The following is a 13,302-nucleotide window of genomic DNA, read 5'->3' as shown; positions in this document are numbered from 1 at the left end:
AGAACCGCATTATTTGGTTTTATGAGCGAAAAACATCCCCGCACGCTCATAAAGTCACCATGACCCATCAGAAAAGACAAATTAACCCCACACAAAACGCAGATTCTTCGGCATAATAGAACATAACGAAGCGAGGCACCGGGAAACACCTCACCTCGGCCACACGTGCACCCCGCACTGTGCGCGGTGCAACAGAACCCCGAGGCACACACCCCGCTTCGCCATCCCGCGAGAAAACACTCGCACAGCACAGATAACTCTCACGAAAGAGGGCATACAGCAATGAACGGTGTCAACACCCCCACCAAGCTCGGCGTCATCGGTGCAGGCGGCGTCGGTAGCGCAACCGCATACGCAGCAATGGTTCGCGGTTCCGCCGATGAAATCGTCCTGTACGACATCGACGGCAAGCGCGCTCACGCAGAGGCACTCGACATCGCCCACGGCGCAATGTTCGCTCACGAGGCAACCGTCACCGGCGGCGACGATATCGAGCTGCTGCGCGATTGCGACATGATTATCGTCACCGCAGGTGCTCGCCAGAAGCCGGGTCAGCCCCGCCTCGAACTGGCCGGCGCAAACGTTGCTATCCTCGAGAAGCTGCTGCCGAACGTTCTTTCCGTGGCCCCCAACGCCATCATCATGCTCGTCACCAACCCCTGCGACGTGCTGACTGTTGTGGCCCAGAAGATTACCGGCCTGCCCGCCAACCGCGTGCTCTCCTCCGGTACCGTGCTCGACTCCTCCCGTCTGCGCTGGCTGATCGCAAACAAGGCCGGCGTCTCCATCAAGAGCGTTCACGCGAACGTCGTTGGTGAGCACGGCGACTCCGAGTTCCCCGTCTGGTCCGCAGCCAACATCGGCATGGTCCCCCTGACCGAGTGGGAGCAGGACGGCAAGCAGCTCTTCACCGAAGAGGTCCGCACCGAGCTGGCCACCGAGGCTATGCGCGCAGCCTACAAGGTTATCGAGGGTAAAGGCTCCACCAACTACGCCATCGGCATCTCCGGTGCACGTATCGCCGAGGCATTCCTCGGCGGCCAGAACGCAGTGCTGCCCGTCTCCACCACCATCGCAGGCGAGCTCTACGGCTTCAAGGACGTTGCACTGTCCCTGCCCACCATCGTCAACCGCGAGGGTATCCAGCGCGTTCTGCCGGTTCCCATGAACGAGGCTGAGATGGCACAGCTGAAGGCATCCGCTGAGGCAATCCGCGCCTCGGCCGCATCGCTGGGCTTCTAACAGCTAGACCCGGGGCCAGCGCCCCACGAGAGCCCGCCGCATCCGTCACAGTACATGACCGGATGCGGCGGGCTCAGTCTATGGGGTCGTAACGTATGACGGGCGAAAACACGCCACGCTCCCGTAGGTAGTAGAATAAAGAGCATGAGCACTGATCCTCGCACTGAACTCACCCGCCTCCTCGACGCGCTGGAGGCCCACCTGTCCGCCGTGATTGAACGCAACGGCGAGCACGACCCCGCCATCGATGAGGCCTACGTAGAAATTGCCAACGCTTTCGAGGCTTACGAAGACGCCCTCTTCGAGGCCTACGAAGAGGTCACCCCCCTGAGCGTGTACGGTGATGACGAGGAAGACGATCTCGAGGAAATCCTCGACGACGAAGACGACATCGACGACGACGATATCGAGTACGAGGACTAATACACCTCACCATACGTTCCGACCCCTGATCGCCACCCCCACGCGGGGTGATGCGGCAGGGGTCGAACCGTACCCGGTGCACCCGCATCGGTAGCGACGGACACCGCAGATACCGCAGCCGCAGATGTCGCACGCACCCCGCGGGGGAACCACCGCGCACCCGTCAGAACCCGCAGAACGACAGCCAGTGAACAACTCTCGAGAACGGAGACACCCGTGAGCGAACCCCGCACCTGGCGCGATGCCGCCCTCATCCTCCGCACTCAAAAACTCGGCGAAACCGACCGCATCATCATCATGCTCACCCGCGACGGCGGAATCACCCACGCCGTCGCCAAGGCCGTGCGCAAACCCACCTCCAAGTTCGGCGGACGACTCGAACCGTTCATGCACACCGACCTTTCCTTCAGCCGCGGCCGCACCAACCTGCACACCATCACCCAGGCCGCAACCCTGCACGCCTACACCGGCCCCATCATGGCCGACTATGCCGCGTACACCTGCGCCTCCACCATCGCCGAACTCGCCGAAGATCTCACCCAAAACAGCGCCGGAACCACCGAACTGTACACGCTCACCCACGGGGCATTCGCAACCCTAGCCCACGCGCAGCACACCCCCCAACGCGTGCTCACCCGCTACCTGGCCCGCGCCATGGACTGCTCCGGCTGGCCCCTCATCGGCGAACGATGCACCCGATGCGGCACCCCACTCACACCCGAAGCCACGGCTCAGGAGGGCACTGCGGAAGCCCCGGGCCGATATCTCGCCTTCCACACCGCCCACACCTACGGCCAGTACACCGTCCTCTGCCCGAAGTGCGCCCCCGCCACCGATGCGCCCCTCACCGCTCTCACGGCCGAAGACCTGGCCTACGCGCTCGCCGCCGCCAGCCCCAACCCGAGCGCCTGGGAAACCATCGACGCCGCACCCCGCGGAACCGCCGATAAAATCCTCAAACTCTACCTCGCCACCACCCAAAATCTGCTGGAGCACCCTCTCAAAACCCTTGGGGCGCTCGAGGCGGAAACCCCCGCAAAATAACACCCGAAGCACCCGCCCATGCGCGCTGTGTCACGGTAAAATAGCTAACAGCACGCCAGGTTTATATCTGGTGCATATCTAGGCAAACGACCCCGGGGGAGAACCCGCCAGGGAAGAAAGGCACACATGGCACGCACCCAGCCCGTACCCCCGCCCCCGCACCCCACCGGGGCAACCCCGCCGCCGATTCCGAAGAAGTTCATCCCCCAGCACGTCGCCGTCGTCATGGACGGCAACGGACGCTGGGCCAACGAACGCGGCCTGCCCCGCACCGAAGGTCACCGCGCCGGCGAGGCCGCCCTGCTGGACGTTGTTGCGGGCGCCATCGAAATGGGCATCCCGTACGTGACCGCCTACGCCTTCTCCACCGAAAACTGGAAGCGCTCGCCCAGCGAGGTTGCATTCATCATGCGTTTCTCCACCGAGGTGCTGCAGCGCCAGCTGGCAACCCTCAAGACCTGGGGCGTGCGCATCCGCTGGGCCGGTCGCCGACCCAAGCTGTGGAAGAGCGTCATCGAAGAGCTCGAGCTCTGCGAGCGCGAAACCATCGACAACACCGTCTGCACCCTCACCATGTGCGTGAACTACGGCGGCCGCGCAGAAATCGCCGACGCGGCCGCAGCCATCGCGGCAGACGTTGCCGCGGGCAAGCTCAAGCCCGGCAGCATCACCGAAAAGACCATCCAAAAGTACCTGGACGAACCCGACCTGCCCGACGTTGACCTGTTCCTGCGTTCCTCCGGTGAGCAGCGCATCTCAAACTTCCTGCTGTGGCAGAGCGCCTACGCCGAGTTCGTCTTCATGAACGTGCTCTGGCCCGACGTCGACCGCCGCACCCTCTGGGAAGCCGTCGAAGAGTACGCGCGCCGCGACCGCCGCTACGGGGGCGCAGTCGACGCCATCGCCGCCGAGTAGGCCGACCACTAAGCCCAGGCGTTAGCGCCCCAACGTGGCGACCCGGTTCGCCGCCCACAAACCACCCACACCTCCAACACTAGGGAGAACAAATGCGCATCTACCCGACCTTCTTCAACATCTTCTTCAAGGGCATGGACCCCGAGAAGGCACACCACATCGGCTTCTGGGGCGTGCAGACCCTGCGTAACGTCGGCATCACCCGCGCGCTGCGCAAGTACTTCCAGCCCGCACCCGAACTGGCAACCACCGTCATGGGCATCACCTTCCCCTCGCCCTTCGGCCTGGCCGCGGGCTTCGACAAGGGCGGCAAGGGCATCGCCGCGCTGGCTGGTATCGGCTTCGGCCACGTCGAGATCGGCACCATCACCGGCCAGGCGCAGCCCGGCAACCCGCAGCCGCGCCTCTTCCGCCTCGTCGAAGACAAGGCCGTCATCAACCGCATGGGCTTCAACAATGACGGCGCCGCAGCGGCAGGCCCGCGCGTAGCCGCCGCCCGCGCAGACCTCGAAACCGAATACCGCGGCGTCGTACGCCCCATCATCGGCGTGAACATCGGCAAGACCAAGGTCGTGGAGCTCGAGAACGCTATCGAGGACTACCTGATCTCTACCCGCACCCTGGCACCGCAGGCAGACTACCTGGTCGTCAACGTCTCCTCCCCGAACACTCCGGGTCTGCGCACCCTGCAGGCTATCGAGTCGCTGCGCCCGCTGCTCACCGCCGTGCGCGAGGAGGCAAACCGCGTCAGCCCCAACCGCCACGTACCCCTCACCGTCAAGATCGCACCCGACCTGGTCGACGAGGACATCATCGAGGTGGCGGCCCTGGCCAAGGAGCTGAAGCTGGACGGCATCATCGCCACCAACACCACCATCGCCCGCGAAGGCCTGGGCCTGACCAGCGATATGACCAAGGTCAAGGAAATCGGTGCCGGCGGCCTCTCCGGCGCGCCGCTGAAGCCCCGCTCCCTCGAGGTGCTGCGCCTGCTCAAGCGCGAAATCGGCGACGACCTGGCCATCATCTCCGTCGGCGGCGTGACCACCGCCGAGGACGTGCAGGAACGCCTGGACGCTGGCGCTGACCTGGTGCAGGGCTACACCGCGTTCCTGTATGAGGGTCCGCTCTGGGCGGCACACATTAACCGTGGCCTGGTGAAGCTGCGCCGCGCTCGCCGCTAAAAGGTTTGCGCCCCGCCGGGTAACCGGCGGGGGAGGGAGCCTCACGCTCCCGGCGTGCTGAGGGGGCACCGTTCTCTACCCGTAGGGGGTGGATGCGGTGCCCCTTTTGTGTTTCTGCGCGGGCAAACAGCTCGCGTAATCGGACGGACCACCGCCGGACAACAACCGGGCAACAACCGGGCAACAACCGGACGATGGGAATAGACCAATAACGGGTTCTAGGCGCGCACCCCCGCATAATGGAGGTAGACGGGAAATCATGCACTACAACGATGTGGAGGACCACCCATGACCCCCAACGCGCTGAACCGCCGCTCAATGCTGACCGGAGGCACACTCATCAGCCTCGGCACCCTGCTCACCGCATGCGCCCCGCACGACACCACGCCGACAGGAGGCGCAGCCACGGCATCCGGCGCAGCCACCACCAACAGCAGCTCAAGCACCGGCAACAGCGCCGGCGAATACCGCAAAGCAGACGCCAAAGGCCCCGCCCAGAACGTTCCCAAACCCAACGCCCCCGAAGACGGCTACCGCGAAAAGACCGCCGCCGGCATCCGCAAAACCATGGACGCCTGGAACCAGTGGATCAACTACGGCGTCCAAACCGGCGACTACAGCAAAGCACGCGAATTCCTCTCCACCTCAAACGACGGAGAACTCGAAATCTACCGGGAAATAGAAGCGCTCTACCAGCGCGGCGGATGGGTCATCGACGGCATCGAACACTTCGAACCCGAAGGCATACCCTGGACCGAGGACGATCAAACCTACCGCCTGAAAACCCGCCACGAATGGGACAAAGAAACCGACGTGGAACCAGATGGTCGCCAAGAAACCTGGAGCAGCGACAAGGAAGAAGAAATCTACATCTTCGCCCTCGAACACCACGACGGCAGGTGGCAGATTCTCTACTCCCGAATTGAAGCCTAATCGTGCCGGTATCCAGTCGCAAGCGCAGCGCTTGCCACTAAGAGGTTTACGCTCTGAAGGCTAGACAACAGATATGTTAAAAATTTTGAATACACAGAAGGGGGGTGTCGCTTCACACCATAAGGTGAAGTGACACCCCCATCATGTATACAGAATGGTAATTTATAATTTTATTCAGTTAATTTCAGAGTTATATTCAAAGATCTTCGAGACCGCTATAGTAATCATAATTTTCGATTAGTTCCTCATAGCTATTAGGCTCATAGCTATTAGGATTTTTTCTTTTGTATAGACTACTCGCTGAACGTTTAATGTCTTCCTCCTGGTTGGGGGAATCAAACGTGCAGTCCATAAAATGAATTTCTTTACATTTAACGTTTTCTAGTTCGATATTTTCAACTTGGGAGAAATTTATATTAAGGAAATGAATTTTTTTTACGTATATATCATTCAGGATTAACGACCTTATTTGGCCATCTGATCCGTCTATAGTAATTTCTGAAGCAAGCCCCAAGATACCCTGGAGCAATACATCTATTGGTGAATTAGTATCGATGAATATATCTAATTTTTCAACTGATATACCTTGAATTTTTATTTCTGAACTGGCGCTTATTTCTAATCCACTGAAGACTGATTTAGAAATATTGACTTTATTTGTGGGATGCACCCCAACGCGTCCGAAGATGCTATTTTTCTTGAAGCGTGATTCATTGACATGAATATCTATAGTACTATAGATATTAGTTTCTTGTCGAACGGTGGAATTTTTTATTTTTATCTCTGGGACACCTTCATGTATCTGCTTTATTTTTTCAACCGATAAAGATTCCAGGTTGCATGATTCAAATTTAATTTGCTCTGATTCAACTTCAGTAATAGTTGTTCCAAAAGCAAAATAATTTTTAGAAAGTTTTGCATTTGGAATGGATGAGTCTTTCAGAGATAGGGGGATGTTAAATAACGAATCTTCAATAATTAGACTATTGGTTTTATGTTGAAAATTGGATTCCTTGATTATAAAGTCATGGGGGATCGGTGACCCGGCCAGAAATACGCATGATTTAAAGGTAACAGGTTTCATAAAAGTTACATTACTAAATGGCGGTTCACTGTAGTTGAATAAAAATTTAGTTAAGATGAAACTAGTCGACTTACGAAAAGTCGAACCTTGAAACTTGGTATCGATTAAGTACGCGTCAGGAATATTTTGATAATCAGGTTTAATTATGAATTTGGAGCGGAACTTCGATTTTGTAAAATCAACCCCCTGAAACCCAGAAAGTTTTATAGGTGAATCGATTTTTGCTTCTTTAAAATTGAAAGAATACGTATTTTTATCGATTGAATCGCCTACATGGAAATTTATAAGGCGTCGAGATGCGGGAGATTTAGTGGGTATATGAATTATGGCATTGAAAAAACGTGAATTCTGATACTTTGACGATAGCCAATTATTGGATAAATCTTGAGCAATCAATCGTTCATCTATTATTTTCTGTAAGTATTTAATAATTTTTGGCTTTAATTTGATAGTTCTTTGCTCACTGTCCTTAAAAGACAAGACTTCATAAAGGTCAGAGTATAGCAAAATTACGAATAGGCGGAGTCTGTATCGAATGTAAAAATTGAATAGTGATACTACTTTTCTTGGTCTCGTTGTCGGGGAAACATACCACCCTCCGCGTGCCATGTTGGCAAAGGAGAGTGCGGCCTCTTCAATAGAGGAGGACTTTTTATTCTTTAAGTTTGTATTTTTTTGGAGTACAGCAGACACTTCATCTGTAATATTTATTATTTCATTACGTTTTTCATATTTTTCATAGTTATTACTCGGATTATCTTGAAGCCACTCGATTAGCAGTGAACGTAACTGACGCAAGCCTACCTGAATATTTTTTTCCTTGTCAGTATTTATTGTTTTTATTGCATCGGAATGTCGATTTCTTCTATCGATTATTATGCTTTTTCGGTATTCTTTATGGCGGTCATTTAATTCCATTCTATTTTTCTGGTCATTTTGCAGAAACAGAGCAAGTGCTGTGATTCCAGCTGCTGTCGGGGCAATAGTTTTAAATATTGTAAAACCCAAATCATCTAGTGAGACAGATAGGCAAAAAGCGGTAAAAACGGTAGATATGATTAATAGAAGGGTGGATTCTGTGTTTTTGTCATATGTGTTGGATTTATATATTCTCCTAAAGGATAAAAATATTATTAATATGCAAGCTATTAATATAAATGATGCATTCTTGTGTATTGAATTAAATAGAAAGCTAATTGGACCGTCGGGGAGGTTGAATTTATTTTCGTAATTTTTATCTATAAGTATCTCAGCTATTAGGTCTAGGATGTTCATCTAGCACCTTCCTTTCTTGGTTGGTATCTTAACGGGCGTTGTTATATAAAATTTATATCTCTTTAGATAATTATTTTGTGTCTTCGGGTGTGAATACAGTAGCTGAAAATAGGGGAGAGGCCTGAACCTTCAGGACCTCTCCCCAAGCACCTATAAGGCACTAACGACTTAGTGCGGGTACTCACCGTACTTCACCATCGGAACCGGACGGCGCCAACGACGAACCATCATCACACGGTTAAAGGTGTACATACCACCACCGCGCTGAACCTCGCCAAATTTAGCAATCAGCTTCTTCTTCAGGCCACGCCACAGAATGAAATAATCAATCACCCACAGCAGCATCGCGGCATACATCGCATACACAGAACCGTAATAAATCGAAACGCCAACCTCGGACGAACCCGAAACACCCTGACCGATCCAGCCGCCAACCAGCAGAACCAACAGAACAATCAGCATGAAATCGCCCAGGTTACGGCGCGCATCCACGTAATCACGGATGTAACGACGCTGCGGACCCTGATCCACAAGAGGCAAGAAACGCTGATCGCCGCCACGCAACGCCTCATTCTGACGAGCACGAAGCTTAGCGTTATCCTCACGCTCACGACGACGAAGCTCAGCACGCGCCTCGCGATCATTCGCAAGCGCACGATCACCGCCGCCCACCAGAGGCCTATGACGAGCCGCCTCCCGCTCCTTACGCGAAGGAGTCGGACGGCCCTTCTTCGGGGTAAACTTCGGATCAACCGGAGCCTGCGGCTCCTCTACAACCTGCGGCTGAGCAGCTTCAATCTCAGCCTTCTTATTCTTACGACCAAACACCCTCCCATCATACCCGACACACACAGATACACCCCCTCCACAACAAAACCACGTCAGAGCCTGAAACACCACAGCCCCACCCCACCGCAAGACCCCGAATAACACACCCCCACACCCCGCGATGTAAGGTAGAAACATGACTACTGAATTCACCCACCACAGCGCCCTCAACGACGCAATCAACGAACGATTCGAAGCCACCCTACAAACCCTCACCGACCTCGTCGCCATTCCCTCCATCGCCTGGGAATCCCACGACCTCACCCAGGTCGACCGCAGCGCAGAAGCAGTCGCCGCACTCGCCCGCAAGGCAGGCTTCGACAACGCACGCATCGAACGCGCCACCTACACCACCGCCGACGGCACCGAAAAGCAGGGCATGCCCGCCGTCATCGCCCAGCGCCCCGCCGCCGAAGGCTACCCCACCATCCTGCTCTACGCCCACCACGACGTACAGCCCGCCGGCAACCTCGACCTCTGGGACACCGAACCCTTTGTCGCCACCCGCAAGGGCGACCGCCTCTACGGCCGCGGCGCAGCAGACGACAAAGCAGGCATCCTCGTACACCTCGCCGCGCTCGCAGCCATCAACGAAACCCTCGGCGATGACTTCAAACTCGGCGTGAAACTCTTCATCGAAGGCGAAGAAGAAGCAGGCTCACCCTCCTTCGTCTCCTTCCTCAACACCTACCGCGACGAACTGTCCGCCGACTACATCATCGTCGCAGACTCCGCCAACTGGCGCGCCGGCGTACCCGCACTCACCACCAGCCTGCGCGGCGTCGCATCCGGCGACATCGAAGTACGCGTCGGCAGCCACGCCATCCACTCCGGCATGTTCGGCGGCCCCATGCTCGACGCACACACCCTCATGGCACAGCTCCTCGCAACCCTGCACGACGCCACCGGCGCCGTAGCCGTCGAAGGCCTACACCGAGCCCCCGAACCCGAACTCGAATACGCCGAAGCGGACTTCCGCAACGACTCCGGAATCCTCGACTCCGTACCCCTCGCAGGCACCGGAACCGTCGCCTCCCGTCTGTGGACCCAGCCGGCCATCTCCGTCATCGGCATGGACATCCCCTCCATCGCAACCTCCTCCAACACCCTGGCAGTCCTCTCCCGAGCACGCATCAGCACCCGTCTCGCACCCGGCGACACCCCCGAAAACGCACACCGCGCGCTCGCCGAGCACATCAAGGCCCACGCACCCCACGGCGCCGAGGTCAGCTACACCGCCGTGGATTCCGGCATGCCCTTCTCGACCGAGGTGGACGCAGACGGTGCGCAGACCGCTCTGGACGCCATGCGCGCCGCCTGGGACCTGGAACCCGTGCAGACCGGCATGGGCGGCTCCATTCCGTTCATCGCCGACCTGAAGCAGACCTTCCCGCAGGCACAGATTCTGGTCACCGGTGTGGAAGACCCCGACACCCGCGCCCACAGCGCCAACGAGTCCCTGTACATCCCGGACTTCAAGAACGCAATCCTGGCGGAGGCACTGCTGCTCAGCGCACTCGGCGCTCGCTAAACGCGCTCGCTGACCAGCACCCACTCGGCTAGAAAGCTTCAAGAAGCGCGGGGGAGAAACATCCACAAAAAGTGGGGGAGAAGGGTCACAAACCCCAACCCCCACTTTTTCGGTATCCTAGAAGCAGAATTATTTGTCAAGCCCCCACATCAACACTCACGCCCCCGGCGAACTATGCACACCCTAGGTTGTACATCAAACACCTGGGCGCGTATCGTGAAGGCTAAAACACCCACACGCGACGCACACGCGACGCACACGGGCAACCAACAAAACAAAAGGACAACACCAATGAGTGCAACCACCATCGAACTGCCGACCCACGGCGTCAACCTCACCGAAGTAGCACAGACCAAGGTCCGCACCCTCCTCGAACAGGAAGGCCGCACCGACCTGCGCCTGCGCATCGCCGTCCAGCCCGGCGGCTGCTCCGGCCTCATCTACCAGCTCTACTTCGACGAGCGTGTCCTCGACGGCGACGCAGTCCGCAACTTCGACGGCGTAGAAGTTATCGTCGACAAGATGAGCGCACCCTACCTCGACGGCTCCACCATCGACTTCGAAGACACCATCGAAAAGCAGGGCTTCTCCATCGACAACCCCAACGCAGCAGGCTCCTGCGCATGCGGTGACTCCTTCCACTAAACCGAAGGCACCCACCACTAAAGCGCGACACGCCTAACAAACCCCCGTCTCGCATACTGCACCCAACCGTGCAGATACGCGACGGGGGTTTTACACTTAAAACATGACTACGCACGAAATCACCTGGAAATACATCCTCAACCAGCTCATCAAACACCAAAACCTCACCGACACCGAAGTCGCCTGGGCCATGGACCAAATCATGACCGGCCAAACCGAACAGCCGATCCTCGCGTCCTTCCTCACCGCCCTCCACTCCAAAGGCGAAACCCCCGAAGAACTCGGCGCACTCGCAGCCGGCATGATCGCCAAAGCCGAAACCGTCGACATCGACCCCCACGCCGTAGACATCGTCGGCACCGGCGGCGACCAGCAAAGCACCGTCAACATCTCCACCATGGCAGCCCTCGTCATCGCAGGCACCGGCGCCACCGTCGTCAAACACGGCAACCGCGCCTCCACCTCCAAATCCGGCTCCGCAGACGTCCTCGAAGCCCTCGGAATCCGCCTCGACATGCCCATTCCCGCAGTCGCCGAATGCGCTCGCGAGACCGGCATCACGTTCCTGTTTGCGATGACCTTCCACCCGGCAATGCGCCACGTGGGCCCGACCCGCCGCCTGCTGGGCATTCCGACCGCGTTCAACTACCTGGGCCCCATGACGAACCCGGCTCGCGTGAAGTCCTCGGCTATCGGCGTTGCGAACCCGGTCATGGCTGAGAAGATGGCTCACGTCTTCGCGGAGCGCGGCGATCACGCCCTGATTTTCCGCGGCGATGACGGCCTGGATGAGCTGACCATCGCCACCACGAGCCGCCTGTGGGAGGCTGTAGACGGCGAACTGACCGAGTACCGTTTTGACCCGACCGAGTACGGTCTGCAGAACGCACCGCTGGAGCAGTTGCGTGGCGGCGACGCCGAGTACAACGCGGGTGTGTTCCGCGCCATTTTGGCGGGGGAGGGCGAGGCCCCGAAGAGCCCGCTGCGCGCCATTCACGACGCTGTGGTGATGAACGCTGCGGCTGGTCTGGTGGCGTACCGCCCGACCAACGGCGAAAGCTTTGAGGCTCGCTTCACGCAGGCGTTGGCTGATGCACGCGAATCTATTGCATCCGGTGCAGCAGAGCGCGTGCTCAATGCCTGGGTAGAGTTCAGCTCCAAGCGCGCAGAATAAAGAAACTCAGTAGCTGATGATAGGCACCCGAGATGGGGCGCACCGAATGGTGTGAACTCGTCTCGGGTGTTTGTCGTTTAACGGGAGGCGTTGAGGAACCCGAAGGGTCGGGGCATGTGAGCGTACGGCTAGATGAGATGCGCGGAGCTCAGAGAAAGGTGCGAGGTGCACGGAGCTCAGAGACATGGACGGAAGAGCGCAGTCGCAACAGTCGCACTACGAGGAGCACAGGTTCGACCCGTGCCAGCTAGAGCGTAGAAAGCATCGGTGGGCAGCCGGTGGGGTAGTGAAAAATAGGTCTACTTTACATAATGTATATTATCGGCTTTTTAGGGAGATTGATGAATACTTGATTCTGCCTTGTTGAACGCCGTCTTAACACTCGATGTATTCACCCGCATTTTCCGTCATAACCCATCCCCGCAGGCGCCCCACCTGACATAATGAGCGTAGGCCGCCGAGACATTGATGACTCAGAACCCGGTACGTCCGAGACGTGTTGAGCTCGCATCCGCGCGGCACACATTCCGAAACTCCGAAGGAGGAAACATGGATTGGCTCTTCGAGACACCCTGGACGCTCTGGGTTGTTCTCGCCCTCACCTTCGCCGTTATTGAGATGCTCAGTCTCGACCTGTTCTTTCTCATGCTGGCGATTAGCGCAGGCATTACCGCGGCAATATCGCCCTTCGTGGATAACATGCTCATCCGAACCGTTATTTTCGTAGTGATCTGCCTGATTCTGGTTCTTGGCCTGCGCCCGCCGCTACTCAAGAAGCTCAATCGGTCGGCCGGTAACACCGCCACCAATGTCGAGGCACTCATCGGGTCTGAGGTACGCATCACTCAAGATGTGACTAGCGAAACCGGTTTGGTGGTACTGGCCGGCGACACCTGGACGGCGCGCACCACCTCCGGAACGCTCGTAGCAGGATCACACGCGAGGGTACGAGCCATTGAGGGTGCTACCGCAATCGTAGAGCCTCTCCCCCACAGCTAATACCCACCTGAATACCGGCTCTAGAAGC

12 protein-coding genes are annotated in these 13,302 nt (G+C 57.2%); 10 read left to right on the top strand and 2 right to left on the bottom strand.

What is annotated here, in order from left to right; genetic code table 11:
* Positions 1-282 precede the first annotated feature (282 nt).
* From HMPREF2674_RS08285 to HMPREF2674_RS08260, 6 genes are all read left to right on the top strand, one after another.
* Entirely contained in the window at positions 283-1,242 is a 960-nt protein-coding gene (locus HMPREF2674_RS08285) for an L-lactate dehydrogenase (protein WP_049345295.1), read from the top strand.
* Positions 1,243-1,386: 144 nt separating this feature from the next.
* Positions 1,387-1,665 (top strand): hypothetical protein, encoded by a 279-nt coding sequence (locus HMPREF2674_RS08280; protein ID WP_049334173.1) that lies wholly within the window; start codon positions 1,387-1,389, stop codon positions 1,663-1,665.
* Positions 1,666-1,881: 216 nt separating this feature from the next.
* Positions 1,882-2,709: a DNA repair protein RecO gene (recO, locus tag HMPREF2674_RS08275; protein WP_070825408.1), complete on the top strand. Its 828-nt coding sequence runs from the start codon at positions 1,882-1,884 to the stop codon at positions 2,707-2,709.
* A 126-nt stretch (positions 2,710-2,835) separates the two neighbouring features.
* Positions 2,836-3,624 carry an isoprenyl transferase gene (locus HMPREF2674_RS08270; RefSeq protein ID WP_049345287.1) on the top strand — a complete coding sequence of 263 codons (789 nt, stop codon included), beginning with the start codon at positions 2,836-2,838 and terminating at the stop codon, positions 3,622-3,624.
* A gap of 92 nt (positions 3,625-3,716) precedes the next feature.
* Positions 3,717-4,805, top strand: coding sequence for a quinone-dependent dihydroorotate dehydrogenase (locus tag HMPREF2674_RS08265; protein WP_070484381.1), 1,089 nt, complete (start codon positions 3,717-3,719; stop codon positions 4,803-4,805).
* 288 nt (positions 4,806-5,093) lie between these two features.
* Positions 5,094-5,738 (top strand): DUF6318 family protein, encoded by a 645-nt coding sequence (locus HMPREF2674_RS08260; protein WP_070825407.1) that lies wholly within the window; start codon positions 5,094-5,096, stop codon positions 5,736-5,738.
* Between the two features lie 196 nt (positions 5,739-5,934).
* On the opposite strand, the gene HMPREF2674_RS09330 is transcribed toward HMPREF2674_RS08260, so the two are convergent.
* The gene (locus tag HMPREF2674_RS09330; protein WP_141761823.1) at positions 5,935-8,097 is read right to left on the bottom strand and encodes a hypothetical protein; all 2,163 of its coding nucleotides are present in this window, start codon (positions 8,095-8,097) and stop codon (positions 5,935-5,937) included.
* Between the two features lie 168 nt (positions 8,098-8,265).
* Entirely contained in the window at positions 8,266-8,925 is a 660-nt protein-coding gene (locus HMPREF2674_RS08255) for a DUF3043 domain-containing protein (RefSeq protein ID WP_070825406.1), read from the bottom strand.
* 136 nt (positions 8,926-9,061) lie between these two features.
* Between HMPREF2674_RS08255 and HMPREF2674_RS08250 the strand changes: the two genes are divergently transcribed.
* The 4 genes from HMPREF2674_RS08250 to HMPREF2674_RS08235 all read left to right on the top strand — a co-directional run bounded on the left by HMPREF2674_RS08250 (position 9,062) and on the right by HMPREF2674_RS08235 (position 13,274).
* A complete protein-coding gene (locus HMPREF2674_RS08250) occupies positions 9,062-10,456 on the top strand; it encodes a M20/M25/M40 family metallo-hydrolase (protein ID WP_049334180.1) in 1,395 nt (464 codons plus the stop codon).
* Positions 10,457-10,747: 291 nt separating this feature from the next.
* Positions 10,748-11,101 carry a HesB/IscA family protein gene (locus HMPREF2674_RS08245; RefSeq protein WP_049337623.1) on the top strand — a complete coding sequence of 118 codons (354 nt, stop codon included), beginning with the start codon at positions 10,748-10,750 and terminating at the stop codon, positions 11,099-11,101.
* Between the two features lie 103 nt (positions 11,102-11,204).
* The gene (trpD, locus tag HMPREF2674_RS08240) at positions 11,205-12,275 is read left to right on the top strand and encodes an anthranilate phosphoribosyltransferase (protein ID WP_070484393.1); all 1,071 of its coding nucleotides are present in this window, start codon (positions 11,205-11,207) and stop codon (positions 12,273-12,275) included.
* A 549-nt stretch (positions 12,276-12,824) separates the two neighbouring features.
* Entirely contained in the window at positions 12,825-13,274 is a 450-nt protein-coding gene (locus HMPREF2674_RS08235) for an NfeD family protein (RefSeq protein ID WP_070825405.1), read from the top strand.
* The last annotated feature ends 28 nt before the right edge of the window (positions 13,275-13,302 follow it).

Origin of the sequence: Rothia sp. HMSC062F03, from assembly GCF_001836905.1 — a bacterium.
Taxonomy (GTDB): Bacteria; Actinomycetota; Actinomycetes; order Actinomycetales; family Micrococcaceae; genus Rothia; species Rothia mucilaginosa_A.
This window is presented reverse-complemented; position numbering and strand designations above follow the sequence as displayed.